Annotated in this window: 18 protein-coding genes; 5 read left to right on the top strand and 13 right to left on the bottom strand. The window is 71.9% G+C overall.

Annotated elements, in window-relative coordinates; all coding sequences use genetic code 11:
- Nucleotides 1-157 precede the first annotated feature (157 nt).
- Both ACZ4WS_RS08335 and ACZ4WS_RS08330 read right to left on the bottom strand, forming a co-directional pair.
- Nucleotides 158-784 (bottom strand): NUDIX domain-containing protein, encoded by a 627-nt coding sequence (locus tag ACZ4WS_RS08335; RefSeq protein WP_467978393.1) that lies wholly within the window; start codon nucleotides 782-784, stop codon nucleotides 158-160.
- A 100-nt stretch (nucleotides 785-884) separates the two neighbouring features.
- Nucleotides 885-2,552, bottom strand: a complete 1,668-nt coding sequence (locus ACZ4WS_RS08330) for a CTP synthase (protein WP_467979240.1) — start codon at nucleotides 2,550-2,552, stop codon at nucleotides 885-887.
- A gap of 472 nt (nucleotides 2,553-3,024) precedes the next feature.
- On the opposite strand from ACZ4WS_RS08330, the gene ACZ4WS_RS08325 reads away from it, so the two are divergent.
- The 3 genes from ACZ4WS_RS08325 (at nucleotide 3,025) to ACZ4WS_RS08315 (ending at nucleotide 8,162) form a co-directional block, all read left to right on the top strand.
- Nucleotides 3,025-4,827, top strand: coding sequence for a glycoside hydrolase family 15 protein (locus ACZ4WS_RS08325; RefSeq protein WP_467979238.1), 1,803 nt, complete (start codon nucleotides 3,025-3,027; stop codon nucleotides 4,825-4,827).
- Nucleotides 4,828-4,898: 71 nt separating this feature from the next.
- Nucleotides 4,899-6,311 (top strand): FAD-binding oxidoreductase, encoded by a 1,413-nt coding sequence (locus tag ACZ4WS_RS08320; protein ID WP_467978392.1) that lies wholly within the window; start codon nucleotides 4,899-4,901, stop codon nucleotides 6,309-6,311.
- A gap of 222 nt (nucleotides 6,312-6,533) precedes the next feature.
- Nucleotides 6,534-8,162: a PucR family transcriptional regulator gene (locus tag ACZ4WS_RS08315; RefSeq protein ID WP_467978390.1), complete on the top strand. Its 1,629-nt coding sequence runs from the start codon at nucleotides 6,534-6,536 to the stop codon at nucleotides 8,160-8,162.
- A gap of 64 nt (nucleotides 8,163-8,226) precedes the next feature.
- On the opposite strand, the gene ACZ4WS_RS08310 is transcribed toward ACZ4WS_RS08315, so the two are convergent.
- The 6 genes from ACZ4WS_RS08310 to ACZ4WS_RS08285 form a co-directional block, all read right to left on the bottom strand.
- Nucleotides 8,227-9,363: a glycosyltransferase family 4 protein gene (locus tag ACZ4WS_RS08310; RefSeq protein ID WP_467978389.1), complete on the bottom strand. Its 1,137-nt coding sequence runs from the start codon at nucleotides 9,361-9,363 to the stop codon at nucleotides 8,227-8,229.
- A 699-nt stretch (nucleotides 9,364-10,062) separates the two neighbouring features.
- Nucleotides 10,063-10,833, bottom strand: coding sequence for a hypothetical protein (locus tag ACZ4WS_RS08305; protein ID WP_467978387.1), 771 nt, complete (start codon nucleotides 10,831-10,833; stop codon nucleotides 10,063-10,065).
- A gap of 235 nt (nucleotides 10,834-11,068) precedes the next feature.
- A complete protein-coding gene (gene recN, locus ACZ4WS_RS08300) occupies nucleotides 11,069-12,787 on the bottom strand; it encodes a DNA repair protein RecN (RefSeq protein ID WP_467979236.1) in 1,719 nt (572 codons plus the stop codon).
- 478 nt (nucleotides 12,788-13,265) lie between these two features.
- On the bottom strand, nucleotides 13,266-14,171 hold the full coding sequence (locus tag ACZ4WS_RS08295; protein ID WP_467978385.1) for an NAD kinase: 906 nt from the start codon (nucleotides 14,169-14,171) through the stop codon (nucleotides 13,266-13,268).
- On the bottom strand, nucleotides 14,168-14,983 hold the full coding sequence (locus tag ACZ4WS_RS08290) for a TlyA family RNA methyltransferase (RefSeq protein ID WP_467978384.1): 816 nt from the start codon (nucleotides 14,981-14,983) through the stop codon (nucleotides 14,168-14,170). The genes ACZ4WS_RS08295 and ACZ4WS_RS08290 overlap by 4 nt, the downstream gene beginning before the upstream one ends.
- Before the next feature lie 7 nt (nucleotides 14,984-14,990).
- Nucleotides 14,991-15,374 (bottom strand): hypothetical protein, encoded by a 384-nt coding sequence (locus ACZ4WS_RS08285; RefSeq protein ID WP_467979234.1) that lies wholly within the window; start codon nucleotides 15,372-15,374, stop codon nucleotides 14,991-14,993.
- Between the two features lie 150 nt (nucleotides 15,375-15,524).
- Between ACZ4WS_RS08285 and ACZ4WS_RS08280 the strand changes: the two genes are divergently transcribed.
- Complete coding sequence (locus tag ACZ4WS_RS08280) at nucleotides 15,525-15,899, top strand: sterol-binding protein (RefSeq protein ID WP_467978382.1); 375 nt, start codon at nucleotides 15,525-15,527, stop codon at nucleotides 15,897-15,899.
- Here ACZ4WS_RS08280 and ACZ4WS_RS08275 read toward each other — a convergent pair.
- From ACZ4WS_RS08275 to ACZ4WS_RS08260, 4 genes are all read right to left on the bottom strand, one after another.
- Nucleotides 15,883-16,764 carry an ABC transporter ATP-binding protein gene (locus ACZ4WS_RS08275; protein WP_467978380.1) on the bottom strand — a complete coding sequence of 294 codons (882 nt, stop codon included), beginning with the start codon at nucleotides 16,762-16,764 and terminating at the stop codon, nucleotides 15,883-15,885. The genes ACZ4WS_RS08280 and ACZ4WS_RS08275 overlap by 17 nt on opposite strands.
- A complete protein-coding gene (locus ACZ4WS_RS08270) occupies nucleotides 16,761-17,819 on the bottom strand; it encodes a FecCD family ABC transporter permease (protein WP_467978378.1) in 1,059 nt (352 codons plus the stop codon). The genes ACZ4WS_RS08275 and ACZ4WS_RS08270 overlap by 4 nt, the downstream gene beginning before the upstream one ends.
- Entirely contained in the window at nucleotides 17,816-18,859 is a 1,044-nt protein-coding gene (locus tag ACZ4WS_RS08265; RefSeq protein WP_467978376.1) for a FecCD family ABC transporter permease, read from the bottom strand. The genes ACZ4WS_RS08270 and ACZ4WS_RS08265 overlap by 4 nt, the downstream gene beginning before the upstream one ends.
- Nucleotides 18,860-19,180: 321 nt before the next feature.
- Nucleotides 19,181-20,209, bottom strand: a complete 1,029-nt coding sequence (locus ACZ4WS_RS08260; protein ID WP_467978374.1) for an HAD hydrolase-like protein — start codon at nucleotides 20,207-20,209, stop codon at nucleotides 19,181-19,183.
- Between the two features lie 72 nt (nucleotides 20,210-20,281).
- Here ACZ4WS_RS08260 and ACZ4WS_RS08255 point away from each other — a divergent pair, with 72 nt between their 5' ends.
- The gene (locus tag ACZ4WS_RS08255) at nucleotides 20,282-21,580 is read left to right on the top strand and encodes a DUF1015 domain-containing protein (RefSeq protein WP_467978372.1); all 1,299 of its coding nucleotides are present in this window, start codon (nucleotides 20,282-20,284) and stop codon (nucleotides 21,578-21,580) included.
- Between the two features lie 79 nt (nucleotides 21,581-21,659).
- Here the strand turns inward: ACZ4WS_RS08255 and ACZ4WS_RS08250 are convergent, their stop codons facing one another.
- Nucleotides 21,660-22,649: a tetratricopeptide repeat protein gene (locus ACZ4WS_RS08250; protein ID WP_467979232.1), complete on the bottom strand. Its 990-nt coding sequence runs from the start codon at nucleotides 22,647-22,649 to the stop codon at nucleotides 21,660-21,662.
- Nucleotides 22,650-22,963 lie beyond the last annotated feature (314 nt).

Raw genomic sequence — 22,963 nt, 5'->3', positions numbered from 1 at the left:
CGCCAGCCCGCCGGGACTCCGGACGGGGCGTTTTCCGAGCCTAGTTCACGCTCTGCGACGATCCGTGCGGAGCGCGGCGGACACGTCCCCCGATCGGATCAAGCGATCGTAGGACTGATGGCGTCGGAAGGGTGTCAGCGGGGAGCCGGAGGGTGTGTCAGACCTCGAAGGGCCGCGCCGGCCAGGGCGCCTCCGCCGGGCGCAGCGCGTCGAGTCCGTCGCCGTTCTGCGCGGCGACCAGCGAAAGGACGCCGACGACCAGGCAGTTGTTGTGCAGGTCACCGGCGAGCACGCCACGCACGAGCTCGTCGACGGAGACCCGGGCCAGCTCCATGTCGGCCTCTTCGTCCTCGACCTCGAAGCGCTCCCCCTCGGCCTCGGAGAGATCGCGGGCGAGGAAGATGCGGACGGCCTCGGAGCAGCCGCCGGGCGTGGTGTAGACGTCGGTCAGCACGCGCCAGTTCTCGGCCTTGATGTGCGCCTCTTCGTAGAGCTCGCGCTGGGCCGCGTGCAGCGGGTTCTCGCCGGGGATGTCGAGCAGTCCGGCCGGGATCTCCCAGAGCTTGTGGCGCACGGGGTGGCGGTACTGGCGCAGCACCAGGACACGGCCCTGGTCGTCGAGGGCGAGGACGGCCACGGAGCCGGGGTGGACCTGGTAGTCGCGGCGGGCGACCGATCCGTCGGGCATGACCACGTCGTCGGTGCGGACGGAGGTCTTGTTCCCGACGAACGGGGTCTCGCTCGCCCGGACCTCCCACTCCTCGGCGGTGTCCTTGATCGTCATGCCTGTCCTCCCACACGTGCAAAAGAAGCCGGTACCGGTAACGGAAACCGGGGTGCGCACCCCGCAAGGCACGCACCCCGGCCACCGTACAACCCTTGTGTTACTTGCCCGTCTTGCGCTCCACGGCGGCCTTGACCAGGCCGGCGAAGAGCGGGTGCGGGCGGGTCGGGCGGGAGCGCAGCTCCGGGTGCGCCTGGGTCGCGACCAGGTAGGGGTGCACCTCGCGCGGGTACTCGACGTACTCCACCAGCTTGCCGTCCGGGGAGGTGCCGGAGAACTGCAGACCGGCCTTCTTCTCCAGCTCGGCGCGGTAGGCGTTGTTCACCTCGTAGCGGTGACGGTGGCGCTCCTCGACGTACTCCTTGCCGTCGTACACCTCGCGCACGATGGAGCCCTCGGCGAGCTTGGCCGGATACATGCCCAGCCGCATCGTGCCGCCCATGTCGCCCTCGCCCGCCACGATGTCGAGCTGCTCGGCCATGGTGGAGATGACCGGGTGGCCGGTGGCGGAGTCGAACTCGGTGGAGTTGGCGTCCGGGATGTCGGCCAGGTTGCGCGCGGCCTCGATCACGATGCACTGCAGGCCCAGGCACAGGCCGAGCAGCGGGATCTTGTTCTCGCGGGCGTACTGGATGGCGCCGACCTTGCCGGACACACCGCGGTCACCGAAGCCGCCGGGGATGCAGATCGCGTCGACGTCGCCGAGCTGCTTGGCGGCGCCTGCCGAGGTCTTGCAGTCGTCCGAGGTGACCCACTTGATCTTCACGCGGGCCTTGTTGGCGAAGCCGCCGGCGCGCAGCGCCTCGGTGACCGAGAGGTAGGCGTCGGGCAGGTCGATGTACTTGCCGACGAGCGCCAGGTTGATCTCGTGGAGCGGGTTGTGGACGCGGTCGAGCAGGTCGTCCCAGGCCGTCCAGTCCACGTCGCGGAAGGGCAGGTCCAGCTTGCGGACGACGTACGCGTCCAGGCCCTCGGTGTGCAGGACCTTGGGGATGTCGTAGATCGACTTGGCGTCCATGCACGCGACCACGGCCGCCTCGTCGACGTCACACATCAGCGAGATCTTGCGCTTGATCGCGGTGGGCACCTCGCGGTCGGCACGCAGCACGATCGCGTCCGGCTGGATACCGATGTTCCTCAGCGCCGCAACCGAGTGCTGGGTCGGCTTCGTCTTCAGCTCCCCGGACGGGCCGATGTACGGGAGGAGCGAGATGTGCACGACGAACACGTTGTCGCGGCCGACCTCGTGACGGACCTGGCGGACCGTCTCCAGGAACGGCAGGGACTCGATGTCGCCGACCGTGCCGCCGACCTCGGTGATGACGACGTCGACGTCGTCGGTGGCCATGCGGCGGATGCGGTGCTTGATCTCATTGGTGATGTGCGGAATGACCTGAACCGTGTCGCCCAGGTACTCGCCGCGCCGCTCCTTGGCGATGACCGTCGAGTACACCTGGCCGGTGGTCACGTTGGCCGAGCCGTCCAGGTCCACGTCGAGGAAGCGCTCGTAGTGACCGATGTCCAGGTCTGTCTCGGCGCCGTCGTTGGTGACGAACACCTCACCGTGCTGGAACGGGTTCATGGTGCCCGGGTCGACGTTCAGGTACGGGTCGAGCTTCTGCATGGTGACCCGCAGACCCCGCGCCTTGAGCAGCGCGCCCAGGCTGGAGGCGGTCAGGCCCTTGCCGAGGGAGGAGGCGACACCCCCGGTGACGAAGATGTGCTTGGTCGTCGTGGCTGTGCTGTTTCGAAAAGCAGCGGGCGGCATGGCCAAGAGGGGGCTCCCGTGGTCGCGGTCTGGGGTGCGTACCGGCGTGGTGTCCGGAGATTTCCGGAGGCGCCGTCGCTGCGGTTCGGGGGTTTCTTGCCCACCGGTCCACGGGCTACCAGGGTATCAGCGACAGGACGAGGCCGCTTCCGGCCACGCTCCGCGCACACGTCGCCACGGACACCGCACGGCCTCACTCGATCGGCTCAGCCGGGATACCGGGAGCGGCACGCGGATCTTCCAGGTGCGTCGTATCCTGCTCGGACACTCGCTGCCGAGCCCGACCGGCAACACGGCACCATCCCCGCCCGTATCCCGGAACAATGCGAGCTCGTCAGTTCGTTTCGAGACGACAATGGCACCGACCATCGCACCGACAATTGACGTTTCGCAGCGACGCACTACCAACGATCCCTTGACCGCAGAGCGACCGCCCCTCGGGGGCGACGTGGCCGTTCGACTGGAGATGCACGTGGCCGGGCGCATCGAGGACTACGCACTCATCGGAGACATGCAGACGGCGGCGCTGGTCTGCAGGGACGGCACAGTCGACTGGCTGTGCCTGCCCCGCTTCGACTCGCATGCCATCTTCGCCGGCCTGCTGGGCACCGAGGAGCACGGCTTCTGGCGGCTCGGCCCGGCGCACGCGTCCGACGCCCAGCCGCCGACGGCCGCGCGCCGCAGATACCGCGGCGACTCGCTGATCCTCGAATCCGAGTGGGACACCCCGCGCGGCACGGTCCGCGTGACCGATTTCATGCCCCCGCGCGACGGCGCGCCGCAGCTGATCCGGATCGTGGAGGGCGTCACGGGCCGGGTGCCGATGCGCTCCGCGCTGCGGATGCGTTTCAGTTACGGCCGGGTGGTGCCCTGGGTGCACAAGCACGAGGGGCGGACGGTGGCCGTCGCCGGTCCCGACTCGGTGTGGTTCGACACCGCCTGCGAGACGTACGGCAAGGCGCTCACCACGTACGCCGACTTCACGGTGGCACCGGGTGACCGCATCGCGTTCACGATCTCGTGGGAGCCCTCGCACAAGGAGCCGCCCGCGCTGCCCGAGCCGGAGCAGTCGCTTGAGGCGACCGAGGACTTCTGGCGCGAGTGGGTCGAGCAGTGTACGTACCACGGCCCCTACCGCGAGGCCGTCGTCCGCTCGCTGATCACGCTGAAGGCCCTGACGTACGCGCCCACGGGCGGCATCGTCGCCGCACCCACGACCTCGCTCCCGGAGGAGATCGGCGGCGTACGCAACTGGGACTACCGCTACACCTGGCTGCGCGACGCCGCGATCACCCTCTCCTCGCTGCTGCGCACCGGCTACCGCGAGGAGGCGCGCGCCTGGCGCGAGTGGCTGCTGCGCGCGGTCGCGGGCGACCCGGAGAACCTGCAGATCATGTACGGCATCGCGGGCGAACGGGAGTTGGGCGAGGCGGAGCTCGACTGGCTTCCCGGGTACGAGAATTCGACCCCCGTACGGGTCGGGAACGGCGCCGCGCACCAGCTCCAGCTGGATGTGTACGGCGAGGTCACCGAGGCCCTGCACCTGGCCCACATGACGGGCCTGTCCCGCAACGACTACGCCTCGCTCCTCCAGTTGAAGCTGATCCGCTACCTGGAGGACCACTGGGACCAGCCGGACGAGGGCATCTGGGAAGTCCGCGGCCCGCGCCGCCACTTCGTGCACTCCAAGGTGATGGCCTGGGTCGCCGTCGACCGCACCATCAAGCTCATCGAGTCCGGTGACGCGGACGGTCCGCTGGAGAAGTGGCGCGAGCTGCGCGACGACATCCACCGGGACGTGTGCGAGAAGGGCTACGACAAGGAGCGGAACACCTTCACGCAGTCGTACGGCTCCAAGGAGCTGGACGCCTCGCTGCTGCTGATCCCGCAGATGGGCTTCCTGCCCCCGGACGACAAGCGCGTGATCGGCACGATCGAGGCCATCCAGCGCGAACTGTCCACCTCCGACGGCTTCATCCTGCGCTACCCGACCACCGGCGAGGACGCGGGCGTGGACGGCCTGGAGGGCGACGAAGGCGCCTTCCTCGCCTGCTCGTTCTGGATGGCGGACGACCTCGCGATGATCGGCCGGGTGGACGAGGCCCGCAAGCTCTTCGAGAAGCTGCTGGCCCTGCGCAACGACCTGGGTCTGCTCGCAGAGGAGTGGGACCCGCGGCTGCAGCGTCAGGTCGGGAACTTCCCGCAGGCGTTCAGTCACGTTCCGCTCATCGACACGGCCCTGCGTCTGACGGCTTCGGGCGCCTACGGCGGCTGACCGAGCCCGAGCAGCCGCGCGCGCCTACGCTGAGGAGTAGTCCTGTCCCCTGCTGGAAGGGGGCGGCTGCCGTGGCTCCTTCCTCGAAGGCGCACGCGGCTCTGGCCGCGCTCCGCGCGGATCTGGCCGGTGATGTGTTCGCCCCGGAGGACCCGGGGTACGACGACGCCCGGACGATCTTCAACGCGATGATCGACCGGCGTCCGGCCGTGATCGCGCAATGCGCGAACGAGGCCGATGTCGTCCGATCCGTGTGCTTCGGGCGGGAGTTGGACCTGCCGATCGCGGTCCGTGGCGGTGGCCACAGCGTGGCGGGCATGTCGCTCAACTACGGCGGCCTGGTCGTCGATCTGCGTCGGATGCACGACGTGACGGTCCGTCCCGGATCCCATTCGGTACGGATCGGGGGCGGGGCGACCATGAGCCACCTCGACCGCGCCACCCAGCCCTACAACCTGGCGACCACCGGAGGGCGGGTCTCGACGACCGGTGTCGGCGGCTTCGTGCTGGGCGGCGGCAACGGCTGGCTGGACCGGTCGTGCGGCCTCGCCGTCGACAACCTGCTCGGTGTGGAACTCGTGACGGCCGACGGCACGACCGTCCGGGCCACCGGCGAGGAGAACCCGGAGCTGTTCTGGGCGCTGCACGGCGGCGGCGGGAACTTCGGTGTCGCCACCGCGCTGACGCTGAAGCTGCACGAGCTTCCCGAGTTCTCGATCGCCCTGCTCATGTACCAGCCCGACGCCGGCCCGGACGTGGTCCGCGTCTTCCGCGAGATCATCGCGACCGGTCCGCCGGAGTTCAGCGGCGGTGTCATCTACCTGACCGGTCCTCCCGAGGAGTTCATCCCCAAGCACCTGGTGGGCAAGCTGCTGGCGGGCGCGCTCCTGGCGTACGCGGGCGGCGAGGAGGACCTGCGCACACTCGCCCAGCCGCTGCTGGCGCTGCCCCACGAGGCCGAGTTCGTCACCGCCCTCCCCTACGCCGACTTCCAGTGCATGCTCGACGACCCGCCCGGCATGCGGAACTACTGGTCGGCGGAGTATCTGACGGGCCTGCCCGACGAGCTCGCGGACGTCTTCTGCGCCCTCGGAAACGCCCTGCCCGTGGGCACGGGCACGGGCACGCGGCACGCCCTGTTCCCGCAGGGTGGCGCCATCGCCTCGGGCCCGGCCCGCTTCCCGGTGCCCTACCGGAACGCGCCCTGGGCCGTGCACCCCTTTTGCATCTGGGAGGACCCGGCCGACGACGAGCGGTGCGTCCAGTGGGTCAAGGACGTCCGCACGGGCGTCCAGCCGTGGAGCACCGGCGCCGTCTACCTCAACTTCATCGGGAACGAGGGCGCGGACCGGGTCGTGGCCGGCCTCGGCGCCGAGAACACCCGGCGCCTGGCGGCGGTGAAGGCGGAGTACGACCCCGACAACGTCTTCCGCTTCAACCACAACATCATGCCGGTGCCTGGCTGGAGGTCGGTGCCCGGCTGAGGGCGGTCCGGTGCCTGGCCGAGGGCGGTCCGGTGCCTGGCCGAGGACGGTCCGGTACCTGGTCGAGGACGGTCCGGTACCTGGTCGAGGACGGTCCGGTGCCTGGTCGAGGACGGTCCGGTGCCTGGCTGAGGGCCGGTGCCCGGCTGAGCGCCGCCCGCGCCGCCTTCCGTAACTGGTCGGAGATGCCCTCGGAACGTCTCCGCAGGTAGCGTCCGGTGCATGGACAGCCGTTACGACACCCAGGGCGCCGGAATCACCGTGCAGCGAGCACTGGAGCTGCCCGGACTGCGCAGCGGGCTGCCGGAGATCCTCGCGGGGGCCGACCGGCTGCAGCGCACCGTGCGCTGGGTGCACGCGGGCGAGGTCCCGAACATCGCCTCGCTCCTCAAGGGCGGCGAACTGCTCCTGACCACGGGATACGGCCTCGGCACCCGCCCGGCCGAACAGCGTGCCTTCGTCCGCACCCTGGCCGAGCGCGGCATCGCGGCACTGGTGGTGGAGCTCGGGCCGCGCTTCACCCGGCTGCCGGCGGCCCTCGTGGAGACGGCTCGGTCCGCCGGTCTCCCGCTGGTCCAGCTGCACCGCGAGGTGCCCTTCGTGGCCGTCACGGAGGAGATCCACACCGAGATCGTCAACGGCCACTACGCGCTGCTCCAGCAGGCCGAGGAGGTGCACCGGCGCTGTACCGAGGCCCTCCTCGGCGGGGGCGGTGTGCCTCAGGTCCTCGGCATCCTCGCGGACTTCAGCGGCAATCCCGTCTTCCTGGAGACGGCGGACGGACAGCTCCTGTACGCCGCCGGGGCCGGGGCCGCGGGCGCCGATCCGCTCCAGGTCTGGGAGGGGCTGCGCGGCCAGCACAAGGAGAAGCCGCCCGCCGGGACGACGCTCGTGGAGGTGCCCGGTGGCGGCCCCGGCACCGGCTCGGTACGGGCCCGGCTGGTCCTGCTGCCCGTCAGCGCCCCGGTCGCCCCGGTGCACCGGATCGCGGCGGAGCGGGCCGCGGGCATCCTGGCCGTGGTTCTGATGCAGGCCCGCCAGGAGGAGGAACTGGCGGCGCGCGGGCGCGGCGACTTCCTCACCGACCTCGCCGAGGGCCGTATCGAGGCCCAGGACGCTCCGGCGCAGGCCCGCGTGCTCGGCTTCAAGCCCGGCAACAGCCCGCTCCTGCCGGTGGTGATGCGGCTCGCCGACGGACTGTCCCCCGGCGGCGGCTGGGCCGTCCTGGCACGCGCGGTCGCCGAGGAACTGGCCTCGGTGGGGGTGCCGGTGCTGCTGGGTGTACGTCCCGTCGAGGGCCGTGTCCCGCTGCTCCTGGGCCTGCGCTCGGAGTCCGAGCGCTCGGCCGTGGCGGACCGGGTCGCGGCGGCGCTGCGGGCGGGCGTGGAGCGCGCGGGCATGCAACGCCCCGGCGCGCAGCCGCCGGTGGTGGTGGTCGGGGTCGCGGGCGGCTGGGCGGCGGCCTCGGCGGGCCTGCGGCACGCGGCGGAGACGGCGACGGCGGCCCAGGGCCTGTCGGACCGCCCGTGGTACGACGCCCGACGCCTCGACATCGACCTCCTGCTGTGGCGGCTGCGCGACCATCCGGACCTGGCGGCCTTCGTGGACCGCGCGATCGGCCCCCTCCGCGACCACGACAGCCGCTCCAAGCCGCCGCTCCTGCCCACCCTGGAGACGTACTTGGCGCACGCGGGCCGCAAGGCGGAGACGGCCCGCGAGCTGCATCTCAACCGGCAGACGCTCTACAACCGCCTCGCACGGATCGGTGAGTTGCTGGGCACCGACCTGGACGACCCACAGACGGTACTGGCGTTGAGCCTGGCACTGCGGGCACGCAGGCATGTGCCTTGAGGCACGCCGCCTTAATGGCGTGGGCCTTAGAGGCACGCGCCTTGGAGGCGTGTGCTTCACGGCATCAGGGAAGAGGTCTGGGCTGGGTCAACTCGTCGTAGACGCTGAGCACTTGCGCGACGGTGTCGTCCTCCGTCGGCCAGGTGGCGGCCTGTCGGGCGCCCCTCTCCTGGAGGAGTTCCCGGCGCGCGGGGTCGTCGAGGAGGCGTACGACGACGGCGGCGAGCGCCTCCGGGTCGCCGTAGGGGACGAGTTCGGCCGCGTCGCCGACCAGTTCGGGGATGCCGCCGACGGCGGTCGCGATGAGCGGCACGCGCGCGTGGAGGGCTTCTTGCGCGAGGACGGAGCGGGATTCCCAACTGCTGGGAAGCAGCGCGAGATCGGCGGCGGCGAGGAGCTCCGTGATGTCGTCGCGCCGCCCGATCAGACGGACCGGCAGCCCTTCGTCCTCGATACGGCGCTGCAGAACCGTCCGCAGCGGCCCCTCCCCCGCGATCACGAGCAGCGGCACGGGGACGAGGTGGCGCCACGCGCGCGTGGCGTCCAGCAGGGTGTCGTAGCCGCGGTGCCGGTCGAGGGAGCCGACGGCCATGAGCAACGGCCGGTCGGTGGCGCCGAGTTCGGCCCGCGCCTTGTGCCGCAACCGGTCCGGGTCCCCGGACTCTACGGTCTTGCGCGGCGCGGGGAAGGCGACCGCGGCGAGCCGCGCGTCACGTGCTCCCCTGCTGCGCGCCCGGTCCACGAGGTCGGACGAGGTCCCCAGGACCACGGCCGCCGCTTTGGCGACCCTCCGCTCGAGGAGGCGCAGCAGATGGGCCCGTGCCCCCTCGGCGTGCGAGCGCGTATGCCAGGTGACGACGAGCGGGACGCGCCGCCCGCTGAGCGCGAGCGCGGCCCTCAGCGCGGCGTGCAGCCCGTGCGCGTGCACCAGGTCGGCGTCCGCGCAGGCCGTCCGCAGCGCGGCCACGGACGCCGGGTCGCTGCTCCGTGGCACGGGGACGTGCTGGGCGCCCACGCCGGTGAACCCGTACGCGTGATCGGCCTCGACGGGGGCGCACACGGTGACCCGCACGCCCCGGGCGACGAGCCCCGAGGCCAGCGACCGCACATGCGCACTGCTGCCCGCACTCCCGCCGCCGAGCACCTGCACGGTGCGCAGCGGCGACTGGCCCTGCGGTGAGTGGCTGCTCACGTGGCTCACGTGGCCGGGGCTCCTGGTTCGGCGTCGGACGGTCACGAAAAACGTACAGAAGGATCGTGGAGAGGGGGGTGTACCGCACATCGTGCTCCGCGTACTACGCCAAGGATGCCAGGCCGCACGGGTGTTCCGGCACCGCCGCCGGACCGGGGTTGCGGTGCGACGGCCAACTCGGCGGGTTCAGTCACTCATGTGAGTGAGAAGTGCGGTGTTTTTGGGCGGGCTTGTCGGGGTGGGCTGTCCGGGGGTGCGCTTGCCCTTTCCGGAGCTCTTTCCGGAGCACTGAGGGCGCGTGCTTGTTGTCTCTGGAATGCCGGGGGCGTACTCGACGAACTCGGAAACGCCGGGGGCGCGCGCTTACTGTCCGGACGCCGGGGCGCGTGCCCGCACCCTCCGGCGCGCGGGGCGTACTCGACAAGAATTCGGAACGTCGGGGGCGCGTGCCCGCCGCCTCCGGACACCGGGCGCGCCTCCTGCACAGTCTCCGGAACGCCGGGGGCCTACTCGACGGATTCGGATCGCCGAGTGGCGCGTGCGCTCCGCCTCCGGATCGCCGAGTGACGCGTGCGCTCCGCCTCCGGATCGCCGAGTGACGCGTGCGCTCCGCCTCCGGATCGCCGAGTGACGCGTGCGCTCCATCTCCGGATCGCCGGGCGGCGCGCGCCCGCCGGCTCTGGCGCGCGCCGGGAGCGTCCGCCTCGTTCACCCCGTCGCCCACCCCAGGGATCGCGCCGCGTCGCTGACCTCCTCCCCGTACACCGTCGCGGCCACCAGCGCCGCGGCGTGGGCGACGAGCCCCGCACGGCCGTTGCCCGCGGCGATGGCGGTGCCCAGGGCGGCGCCGAGCGCGTGAGCACCGGTGTCGCCGATCATCGCGCGCTCGCCGACGTCGTCGGGGAGAACAGCCGCGGCGGCTCCCATCGCCGCGGCGGACAGCCGCCCCGCGGCCCCGTCCCGCAGCAACCCGGGCGCCCCCAGGGCGAGCACGGCACCCGCGGCCCTCCCGGGACGCACATCCACGAGGTTGACGAAGTGTGCGGTCCCGGCGATCACGACACCCGCGAGCAGCTTGTCGAAGGCCCGCTCCTTGAGCATCGCCCCCGCCACCAGCCCCGCGGCCGAGATCCCGAACAACTTGACCGTCCCACTGGTCACTTCACCGTCCCGCAGGGCACCCAGGTGCGCCCGGATCCCACGACGGGGGTCGCCCACTCCGGCGACATCGTCGTGCGCACCACACGCACCGGCGGCGAGTACGGCGAACCCGGCGGCCCGGTGGGTCGCCGTGGCCCCGAGCGCCGCGCCAAGGGCAGCGGCGGGGCCCGCGTACAGCTCGACGGTCCGTCCGGCGTAGTTCTTGCGCTCCCAACGGGCGGGGCCGCCCGGCGCGTTGGAGCGCAAGGCGGCGATTCCCGCGCGCGTGGCGCCTGCGGCGAGCGTGAAAGCGGTGGACCTGGCCGTACGTGTGAACATGGCCGCCACCTTATGGGCCCACGGAGTGGGCCGGTTGCGGGGGCTGCGGAGCAGCCAATAGGGGCAGGCGGGTGGGAAACCGCCGCGGAGCGGCGGAGAGCAGGACCGCGGAGCGGGCAAAGGCTCGCACCATGGAGCGGGCAAAAGCTCGCACCGCAGAGCGGACAAGGCCACGTCGCGGAGCGGCGCGGAGCGGAGCGGCGCGGAGCGGAAGCCGCCGCCCCGCCGGCGGCGGCTATCCGTCAGACCGAGCCGTCGCCAACAACTCCTCCGCGTGGGCCCGAGCCGTCTCCGAGTCCTCCTGCCCCGCCAGCATCCGGGACAGCTCGCGAATCCGCTCCTCGCCCTCCAACACCTTGACCCCGGACCGAGTCACCGACCCGTCGTTGGTCTTCTCGACCAGCAGCTGCCGGTCGGCGAACGCGGCCACCTGGGGCAGATGCGTGACGACCACGACCTGCGCGGTCTTGGCGAGCCGGGCGAGCCGCCGCCCGATCTCGACCGCGGCCTTGCCACCGACGCCCGCGTCGACCTCGTCGAACAAATACGTCGGCACCGGATCCGTACCGGCGAAGACAACCTCCACCGCGAGCATCACCCGCGAGAGCTCACCGCCCGACGCTCCCTTGGCGATGGGCCGCGGCGGGGCACCAGGGTGCGGGGCGAGCAGCAGCTCGACCTCGTCGACGCCCGCGGGGCCGTAGGCGACCGTACGCCCGCCGAGTTCCACGCCCTCCGGGTCGTCGGTCTGCCGGATCTCGAACGACACGCGCGCGTGCGGCATGGCGAGCGAGGCCAGCTCGGCGGTCACGGCGGCGGCGAACCGCTCGGCGGCCTCCGTACGGGCCTCCGTCAACGCCTGAGCGAGCCCGCCCAGTTCGGTCCGCAGCGCGTCCCGCTCGCCCGTCAGCTCGTCGATCCGCTCGTCGTCGCCGTCGAGTTCGAGGAGCCGCGCGGCGCCCTGCTCGGCCCACGCCAGCACGGCGTCGATGTCCGCGCCGTACTTGCGGGTCAGCTGGGTGAGCGCGGCCCGGCGCTCCTCGACCGCCGAGAGCCGCAAGGGATCCGCGTCGAGGTCGTCGGCGTACCCGGCCAGCTCCCCCGCCACATCGCGCAGCAGAATGTTGATCTCCCCGATCCGCCCGGACAACGTGGCGAGCGAGGAGTCGTGCGCGCGTACGGCCTCCAGAGCCCGATGGGCCCCCGCGACGAGCGTCGCCGCGTCGATGCCTTCGGGGTCCTCGGGATTGCCCGCGAGCGCCGCGTGCGCGGCGGTGGCGGCCGACGCGAGCGCCTCCGCGTGGCCGAGGCGCTCCGCCTCTGCGGCCAGCTCCACGTCCTCGCCGGCCCGCGGCTCGACCGCCGCGATCTCGTCGAGCCCGAAGCGCAGCATGTCGGCTTCCTGGGCCCGCTCACGCGCGCGCGTGGTGATCTCGTCCAGCTCGGCCGAGATGGCCCGCAGCCGACGGTAGGCCCCCGCGTACTTGGCGAGCGGGGCGGCGACGGCGTCCCCCGCGTACCGGTCGAGCGCCTGCCGCTGCCGGGACAGCTTGAGCAGCCCCTGCTGGTCGGTCTGGCCGTGCACGGCGACCAGCTCGTCGGCGAGCTCGGCCAGCACGCCCACGGGCACCGAGCGCCCGCCCAGGTGCGCCCGCGAGCGCCCCTCGGCCGAAACGGTCCGGCTGATCAACAACGCCCCGTCGTCGAGTTCGGCTCCCGCCTCCTCGGCCCGTACGACCGCGGTCCCGCCCGGGGGTACGGCGATCCGCCCCTCCACGACCGCGCTCTTGGCGCCGATCCGTACCAGGGCCGGGTCCGCGCGCCCACCCAGCAGCAGCCCGAGGCTGGTGACCACCATCGTCTTGCCCGCACCGGTCTCACCCGTCACGGCGGTGAAGCCGGGCGACAACTCGACGACCGCGTCGTCGATGACTCCGAGCGACCGTATCCGCATCTCCTCCAACACGGACAAGACCTTACGAGGTCAGGGACCCGATGTGCGACGGGCCCTGCCCTGCTTGTGCGAAGGCGCAGGTGGCGAGGGCCCGAAGAGGGGCGGTGTCACCCGAGGGGGTGGGCCGGAAAGCGGAGATTTCCGGCCCAAATCCTGCGGCGCCCCTTCATGGCGGGGAATCCATCACCTTTTCCACGGCGGTGAGCGCGGCGACCTCGGAGCTCGTGACGACGGGCGCCGACGAGCACCGACGAGCACCGACGGACCGTCCGCGCGATCGGCACCAGGCCCCGCCCGGTACGCCGTGGGCGTGGCCGGGCGGGCCCCTGCCGCCGCCGTCCACGCGACGGCGCTGCTGCATCCTGAGCAGGTTCTGGGCTGTGTCTTGGACAGGTTCCTGGCCCGGGCCTGCCGCGCGGGCACGAGCGCGCCTGGCCTGGCCCGGCCGGGAGCAGGCCGGGCCTCCAACGGCCGGCGCCTAGTGCGGCGCCCCCCGCCACCCCGACACCGGCAGCGCGAACTTCGCCACCAGCCGGTCGGTGAACGACGCGTGGTGCAGGCGCGCGAGCCGCACCGGCACGGCGCCGCGCCGCACCTCGACCCGGGCCCCCGGCGGAAGTTCGACCGTGCGCCGCCCGTCGCACCACAGCACGCCCGGCGGAATGTGCGGCAGCACCTCCACGGCGAGCACGGAGTCCGGCGAGGTCACCAGCGGCTTGGCGAACAGCGCGTGTGCGCTGATCGGCACCATGAGCAGCGCCTCCACCTCCGGCCACACCACGGGCCCGCCCGCGGAGAAGGCGTACGCCGTGGAGCCGGTCGGGGTCGCGCAGACGATGCCGTCGCAGCCGAACCCGGTCACCGGCCGCCCGTCGATCTCCAGGACGACCTCGAGGAGCTTCTCGGCCGACACCTTCTGCACGGCCGCCTCGTTCAGGGCCCAGTCGGTGTGCACGATGTCGCCGTTGCGGTGCACGACGACGTCGACGGTCATGCGCTCCTCGACCTCGTACGCCTTGGTCACCACCCGGTCGACCACCTTGTCGAGGTCGTCGCGCTCGGCCTCGGCGAGGAAGCCGACGCGGCCGAGGTTGACGCCGAGCATCGGGACGCCGGAGGCACGGGCGAACTCGGCGCCGCGCAGCAGCGTTCCGTCACCGCCGAGCACGATCAGCAGCTCGCACCCGTCGAGGCACTGCGGGGTGGCCTCCTTCACGAGCTCCACCGTCGGCGGCAGGGGCAGGTCGGCGGCCTCCGCCTCCAGCACCCGTACGCCGATCCCGGAGCGCAGCAGCCCCTGGACGACCAGCTCGGCGCTGCGAATGGCTGCCGGCCGCCCGGTGTGGGCCAGCAGGAAAACAGTACGAGCTCGGGTCTCTGTCAACGCGGCCCCTCCGCCACAGCACGGTCAACGTCGGCCGGGTCGAGTTCGGGCGCCCCGGCACGCAGCCACAGAAAGTACTCGACATTGCCCGAGGGTCCGGGCAGCGGGCTGGCGGTCACACCCTTCACTCCGAGCCCCAGCCCCCGGGCCCGCTCGGCCACTCCGCGCACGGCCTCGGCGCGCAGCTCGGGGCTGCGGACGACACCGCCGCTCCCCAGTCGTTCCTTACCCACCTCGAACTGCGGCTTGACCATCATCACCAGGTCGGCATCCGGCGCCGCGCACCGCACCAGGGCGGGCAGCACCAGTCCGAGCGGGATGAAGGACAGATCCCCGACGACAAGATCCACGGGCTCCCCATCGATCGCCTCCAACGTCAACTCGCGTACGTTCGTACGGTCCTTGACGGTGACGCGTTCATCGCTCTGCAGAGACCAGGCGAGTTGACCGTAGCCGACGTCGACGGCGACGACATGGGCGACGCCCGCGCGCAGCAGTACGTCGGTGAAGCCACCCGTGGACGCTCCGGCGTCCAGCGCACGCCGACCCTCGACCTTCAGCCCCTGCGGCACGAAGGCTGCCAGGGCGCCCGCGAGCTTGTGTCCGCCACGCGAGACGTAGTCGGGGTCGCTGTCGTCCTGGGTGACCACGATCGCGGCCGCGGTCTCCACCTGGGTGGCGGGCTTGGTCGCGAGGGTCTTGCCGACGCTGACCCGCCCCGCGGCGATCAACTGGCTGGCATGCTCGCGCGAGCGCGCCAGCTTCCGGCGGACCAGCTCGGCGTCGAGACGGCGGCGTGCCACTCCTGCCACGTTTGGTTCAGCTCCTGCTGTTGTACGTCGATGGGGGCGCCGGAGGTCCCGGGCGGACGTCGAGCGCGGTGAGCGCGTCGCGCAGCCCCCCGTGTACATCCTCGTACACCTCGACGTGTCCGTCCGTGGCGAGGTGGTCGGCATCGGCCAGCCGGTCGAGCTGGGCCTCGACGTCGGCGTTGCCGGTGGGGGTGCGGGGGACGTTCAGCGGGGCCGGGGCGGCTGGGTCGTACGGGGGGTCGTACGGGGGTTCGACCGCAAGCCCGGCGTCCGGGTTCTCGGGGCCGACCGCGGGCGCGGCGTCCGGCGCGCCGTCCGGCGCGGGTCCGACCGCAAGCCAGGCACCCGCCTCGGCCTCCGGCCCGGCTCCGACCGCAGGCCTCTCACCCAGCCCCACCGCAGGCCCGGCACCCAGCCCGGCCTCCGGCCCGGCGGCCGTCCCGGGCTCCGGTGCCCTCACATCCTGCCGGACCTCGGTCTCCGGCCATGCGTCGCTCATGCCCCGACGCTACCGCGAAGCGCTGCGGTACCGTCGATCACGATGGCGACGATTGAGGAGTGCCGCACCGCACTCGACAAACTCTCGGACAACATGGCGGGCGCAGAGGGCGACGTACGCAGCGCGGCGGCGCTCGACCGCTCGCTGAGCTGCCGTATCACCGACCTCGACATCACCTTCGTCGGCCGTCTCAAAGACGGCCGAATCGAGGTGCTCGACACCCTCCAGGGCCCTCCCCCGGACTCCGTCCGGGGGGACCCCCCTCACGCGAAGGCGCAGATCAGGCTCACCATGAAGGGCGACGACCTGGTCGCGATGGTGAACGGCGACCTGAACTTCGCGAAGGCCTGGGGCTCGGGCAGAGTGAAGCTGGAGGCGGGCCTGCGCGACCTGTTCCGGCTCAGGACCCTTCTGTAGTCGCCGCTGCCACCACACGCGCCTTGCGTGCCGCCGGCACCACCAGCGGCGTCCCCGTCTCCGGGTCGTCGATGACCTGGCAGCGCAGCCCGAAGACGTCCTGCACCAGCTCGGCCGTGACGATGTCGTTCGGCGCGCCCTCGGCGATGACCTCGCCGTCGCGCAGGGCGATGAGGTGAGTGGCGTACCGGGCCGCGTGGTTGAGGTCGTGCAACACGGCGACCAGGGTGCGGCCCTGCTCCTCGTGGAGTTCGGCGCACAGGTCGAGCACGTCGATCTGGTGCTGGATGTCGAGGTAGGTGGTCGGCTCGTCGAGCAGCAGCAGCGGTGTCTGCTGGGCGAGCGCCATGGCGATCCAGACACGCTGGCGCTGGCCGCCGGAGAGTTCGTCGACATAGCGATCAGCCAATTCAGCGACGCCCGTCGAGGCCATCGACTCCTGCACGACCCGCTCGTCCTCCGTCGACCACTGCCGCAGCAGCCCCTGGTGCGGATAGCGGCCCCGGCCGACCAGGTCGCCGACCGTGATCCCGTCGGGCGCGATGGACGACTGCGGCAGCAGCCCCAGCGTGCGGGCCACCTTCTTCGCGGGCATCGACTGGATGACCTGGCCGTCGAGCAGCACCCGGCCCTCCGAGGGCTTGAGCATCCGTGAAAGGGCGCGCAGCAGTGTCGACTTGCCGCACGCGTTCGGGCCGACGATCACGGTGAAGGAGTTGTCGGGGATCTCCACCGACAACTTCTCCGCGATGACGCGCTGGTCGTAGCCGAGGGTGACGTTGTCGGCGGACAGGCGGTTCACAGTGCTCCTTTGGGTGTTCTCGTTCACGGGGGTGCTCACATCCCGCTGCACGGGGGCGCTCATATCCGGCCCGCCTTCCGCTCGGTGACAAGGAGCCACAGCAGATAGACGCCACCGAGGACTCCGGTCACGACGCCGACGGGCAGCTGGTCGGCACCGAAGGCCCGCTGCGAGGCCCAGTCGGCGACGATCAGCAGGGTCGCGCCCATGCACATCGAGGGCACCAGGTTCGGTCCCGGCGAACGCGTCAGCCGCCGCGCGAGCTGCGGCGCGGTGAGCGCCACGAAGCCGACCGGGCCCGCGGCGGCGGTGGCCCCCGCGGTGAGCAGCACGGCGGACAGCATCAGCAGCAGCCGCGTCCGCTCGACCCGCACTCCGAGCGCGTACGAGACGTCATCACCCATCTCCATCATGCGCAGCCCCCGCGCATGGCCGAGGACGAGCGGTACGAGGACGGCGCACATGATGAGCAGCGGCCAGACCTGGGCCCAGTCACGGCCGTTGAGCGAGCCGGTCATCCAGACGATCGCGCGGGCCGCGTCGACGATGTCTGCCTTGGTGAGCAGATAGCCGTTGACCGCCGTGACCATCGCGGAGACACCGATACCGACCAGGACCAGTCGATAACCGTGCACTCCTCGCTTCCAGGCGAGCAGATAGATGGCGAGACCGGTCACCAGTCCGCCGACGAGCGCCCCGAGGACGACCTGGGTCGCGCTCCCCGAGAACAGCACGATCATGATGAGCGCGCCGGCCGTCGAGCCCTGCCCGAGACCGAGCACGTCCGGACTGCCCAGCGGATTGCGGGAGATGGACTGGAAGAGTGCCCCGCCGAGCCCCAGCGAGGCCCCCACCAGCAGGCCGACGAGAACGCGCGGCAGCCGCAGTTCGTTGACGATGAACTCCTGGCCCGCGTCCCCGTTGCCCACCAGCGTCTTGAGGACGTCGGTGGCCGGAATCGGAAAGTCGCCGGTGCCGATGAGCACGACGCTCGCGGCGAGCGCGGCCACCAGCAGCAGGACGACGACAGTGAACGCCCGGATGTCGAGCGGGACCGACAGCCCGCCGCGCGTACGGATCGACCGGGTCGAGAGCGTCGGCTTACGTGTGGTCGTCACAGCTGCGCCGTCCTCCGCCGTCGTACGAGAAAGATGAAGACCGGGCCGCCGAGAACCGCGGTGACGATGCCGACCTGAAGCTCCGCCGGCCGCGCCACCATCCGTCCGACGACATCGGCGCCAAGGAGCAGCACGGGCGAGAGCACGGTGGCGTACGGCAGGATCCAGCGCAGATCGGGCCCGGTGAAGGAACGGACGACGTGCGGAACCATCAACCCGACGAACACGATCGGCCCGCAGGCGGCGGTCGCGGCGCCGCACAGCACGGTCGCCGCGGCCATGGACAGCGCACGGGTGCGGTTCAGATTGGCGCCGAGTGCGCGGGCGGTGTCGTCGCCCATGGCCACGGCGTTCAGCGGCCGGGCCAGAGCCAGCGCGACGATCATGCCGACCGCGAGGAACGGCAGCACCTGCTTGATGGTCGTGTCAGTGGCCGAGGCGAGCGAACCGACCGTCCAGAAGCGCATCTTGCCGAGCGCGGCATCGTCCGTGATCATCACGGCCTGCAGATAGCCGTAGAGCGCGGCGCTGATCGCGGTGCCCGCGAGAGCGAGCCGCACCGGGGTCGCGCCGCGGCTGCCGCCCAGGAACCAGACCAGCGCCCCGACCGCGGCCGCGCCGAAGAAGGCGAACCAGACGTAGCCGCTCAGACTCGTGACACCGAAGTACGTGATGGCGGTGACGACCGCGGCGGACGCGCCCGCATTGATGCCGAGCAGTCCGGGGTCGGCCAGCGGATTGCGGGTGAGCGCCTGAAGAACGGCACCGGACAGCCCGAGCGCGGCGCCGACGAGCAGTCCGAGGACGGTACGGGAGACCCGGTCGGCGACCACGACATCGGCGTATGTCCCCGAGTCGTGGAACAGGCCGTGCCAGACCTGGTCCAGCGGCAGCGCTTTCGCACCGATCGCGACGCTCGCGAGGGCGACGAGCGCCAGGATGCCCACGGAAGCGAGGAGCCCAAAGGCACGTATCGCCCGACGGGTTGGAGGCGCGGGGGCGGTCTCCGCGCGCTGTTCAGGAGGACTGTCGACCAACACGCAGTTAGGTTAGCCTACCCTCGCAACGCACCTCGATCCCGTGCCACCGCCGACGGGCCAACCAGGTGTCCGTGTTGCCGCTGACGAGCCGCCAGGAGCCCTTGTCACCGCCACCGAGCCGCCCGGGTCCCGAGGGCGTGCTGAGCGGCCCGGGTCCCGGGTGCGCGAGTGCGCATGGTCCTGGGCGCCGACACCTCACCCCCTCGGCCCCGCACTCACCGCCTCGGCCCCGCGCTCACCGCCTCGACGCCGCGCCAGGCGTCCGCGGACGCGGTGAGCGCGAGGACGGCGTGCCGCGCAGATGCGCGGATGCACTGGCTCTCAAAGCCCCAGCCGCGCCAGCGCCTTCCCTCCGTCCAGCTCGCAGGTCCCCTCCCCGGCCGCCGTCCACGCCGCCGCGCAGAGCGCCCGCAGGCCGTCGAGGGCCTCGCCGTCGCCCTCCAGCTCCAGCCGCTCGCTCCCGGCCGTCGCCGTCCAGCCGCCGCAGCGGAACCCTTCGCCCGCCTCGACGACCTCCGGCTGACCGGTGAGCAGTCCGCGCAGATCCGCGTCGACGTACGTCGGCCGGTGCTGCGGTGGGGCGGCCAGGAGCTGCGCGCCGTCCGTGACGCCGGTCAGCACGAGCAGCGAGTCCACCTCGCCGTTGAACGCGCCCTCGATGTCCGTGTCCAGCCGGTCCCCGACGACCAGCGGCCGCTCGGCCCCGGTCCGCAGGATCGTCTCGCGGTGCATCGGGGGCAACGGCTTGCCCGCCACCTGCGGCTCGGCGCCCGTGGCGATCCGTACGACCTCCACCGCCGCGCCGTTGCCCGGAGCGATCCCGCGCGCGCTCGGGATCGTGAGGTCGGTGTTGGACGCGAACCACGGCACCCCGCGCGCGATGGCGTAGCACGCCTCCGCGAAGCGCGACCAGGTCAGATCGGGACCGCCGAACCCCTGCACGACCGCCGCAGGATCGTCGTCGGCCGACTCGACCGGCTCAAGCCCGCGCTCACGCAGCGCGACCCGCAGCCCCTCGCCACCGATGACCAGCACACGCGCACCGGCGGGCACCTGCTCACTGATGAGCCGGGCCGCGGCCTGCGCCGAGGTGATGACGTCCGATGCCCCCGTCGGTATCCCCAGCTCCGTCAGATGCCCGGCCACCGCGTCCGGCGTGCGCAGCGCGTTGTTCGTGACATACGCGAGATGCATCCCGCCCGAGCGGGCCGTGCCGAGGGACTCCACGGCGTACGCGATCGCGTTCCCTCCCGCGTACACCACCCCGTCCAGATCGAGCAGCGCCGTGTCGTAGGCCTCACTCAGGGCCTGCCCACTGCCCTCGGGCCGCGTCCTGACGGTCTGGCTCATTACACATCGCTCCTCGTTCGATCCCTTTCCCCCGATCATCGCGCATGCCACTGACACACTTACGATGCCTCAATGAACTATGCAGGTCCCGCGGAGGAAACACCCAAGTGCGACGGGCTCGAACTCACCCCGTTCCGGGGCCTGCGCTACGACCCCGACCGGGTCGGCAGTCTCTCCGCCGTGACATCACCGCCGTACGACGTCGTCGTACGACCCGACGGTCTGCTCGAGCTCGAATCCGCCGACCCGCACAACATCGTCCGGCTGATCCTCCCGCAGGACGGCACCCCTACCGCCCGCAACCAGCAGGCGGCGGCCACCCTGCGCCGCTGGCTGTCGGAAGGCGTCCTGACGACCGACCCGGAGCCGGGCCTGTACGTCTACGAGCAGCGTGACGGCAACATCCTGCAACGCGGCATCATCGGCGCCCTGCGCCTGTCGGAGCCGTCGGACGGTGTCGTCCTCCCGCACGAGGACGTGATGCCGCACGTCATCGCGGACCGCGCGGCCCTGATGCGCGCCACCTCCGCCAACCTCGAGCCACTGCTGCTCACCTACCGCGGCAACGGTTCCCGGGTCGGCACGGCCGCCGTCATCGAGCGCACCGCCCAGCGCCCGCCGCTGTTCTCGACCACCACGGAGGACGGCTTCAGTCACCGTCTGTGGTCGGTCACCCACCCGGCCGAACTGGCCGAGATCCGGTCAGATCTCTGCCACCACCAGGCACTCATCGCCGACGGCCACCACCGCTGGGCGACGTATCTGCGGCTGCGCGCCGAGCACCCCTCGCCCAGCCCCTGGGACTACGGCCTGGTCCTCCTGGTGGACACCGCGCGCTACCCCCTGCGCGTCCGGGCGATCCACCGCCTGCTGCACCGTCTGCCGGTCGCCGACGCGCTGGCCGCCCTCGGGGAATCCTTCCGCGTACGCCACCTGGCCGTGTCCCTCCCCGAGGCCCTGGAGGCCCTCGCGGACGCGGCCGCCGACGGCAACGCCTTCCTCCTCGCGGGCGACGGCACGTTCCACCTGGTCGACCGCCCGGACCCGGACCTGCTCGCCCGTACGATCCCGGCCGACCGCCCCGAAGCCTGGCGCACCCTGGACGCGGCGGTCCTGCACGCCACGCTCCTCGACCACGTCTGGGGCATCCCGGAGGACTCGCCCGCGCACATCGCGTACATCCACGACACGACCGCCACGGTCGAGAAGGCGGAGCGCGACGGCGGTACGGCCGTCCTGATGCATCCGGTCCGCGAGGAGGTCGTACGCGACCTTGCCCGCCAGGGCGTCACGATGCCCCGCAAGTCGACGTCGTTCGGCCCGAAGCCGGCGTCGGGGCTGGTGCTGCGGGCACTCTCGCTCGGAGGCTGACGCTGACGCTCTGAAACGGGTGAGGGCGGGACTCCGTTCTGGAGTCCCGCCCTCACCTTGTTACCGCGTATGCCTGACGTCAGCTCTGCGGAGTGTCCTCGTCGTCGCCTTCGACCGGGGTCTGCGCGGCCTGCGGAGCCTCGTCATCGACCTCGACCTCGTCCTCCGCCTCGTCCTCCGCCTCGTCCTCCGCCTCGTCCTCCGCCTCGTCCTCCGCCTCGTCCTCCGCCTCGTCCTCCGCCTCGTCCTCCGCCTCGTCCTCCGCCTCGTCCTCGTCCTCGTCCTCAATGTCGGACTCGGACTCGATCTCCGTCTCGATCTCCGTCTCGGCCTTGGACTCGGCCTGCGCCGCCGTCTGCGTCGCCGTCTCGTCCTGCTCCTCGACGAGCGCGTCGACGAACTCGACGCCGTCCAGCTCGGCGAGCCGGTCGGAGGCGTCCGTGCTGCCGTCCTTGTCGGACTCGACGGCCTTCGCGAACCACTCGCGCGCCTCGCCCTCACGACCGGCGGCCAGGAGCGCGTCGGCGTACGCGTAGCGCAGGCGCGCGGTCCAGGGCTGCACGGAGTTCGAGGCGAGCTCGGGGCTCTGGAGGGTCACGATGGCGGCTTCGAGCTGCCCCATGTCCCGCCGCGCGCCGGCGGCCACGAGCCGCATCTCGACCTGACTGGCCTTGTCCAGCTTGTGCACTTCGGGCGCACCGGCCATGTCCAGCGCCTTCTCGGGCCGGCCAAGACCGCGCTCGCAGTCCGCCATGACGGGCCACAGCTCCACACTGCCGGTCATACGACGCGCGGCCCGGAACTCGGCGAGCGCCTCGCTGTACTTCTGGTTGGCGTACGCGGCGAAACCGGCCGCCTCGCGTACGGCGGCGACGCGGGACGCCAGGCGCAGAGCGATCTTCGAGTACGCGTACGCGCCCTCGGGGTCCTCGTCGATGAGCCGGGCGACCATCACCAGGTTCCTGGAGACATCCTCGGCAAGTCCCTTGGGCAGGCTCTGCAGCTCCTGCCGTACGTCCGCGTCGATCTCCTCACCCGTGACGTCATCCGGGATCGGCAGCCGCTTGATCGGCTCGCGGTCCCTGTCACGGTCCCGATCGTCGCGGAAACGGCCGCCGCCGCGGCGGTCGTCGCCCCTACGGTCGTCACGGCCACGGAAGCCGCCGGGGCGACCGCCCCGGTCGTCACGACGCGGGCCGCCGCTGCCACGGTCGTCGCGGCCACGGAAGCCGCCACCGCCACGGCTGTCGTCTCGTCGGTCATCGCGCCGGTCGTCGCGACGGAAGGTCGGACGGTCCCCCTCGCGACGGGGAGCCGGACGGTCGTCGCCTCGGCGGTCGTCACGCCGGAAGTCGCTCCGGTCATCGCGGCGGAACCCACCAC

The organism is Streptomyces sp. NPDC029292, from assembly GCF_055569295.1.
This window is presented reverse-complemented; position numbering and strand designations above follow the sequence as displayed.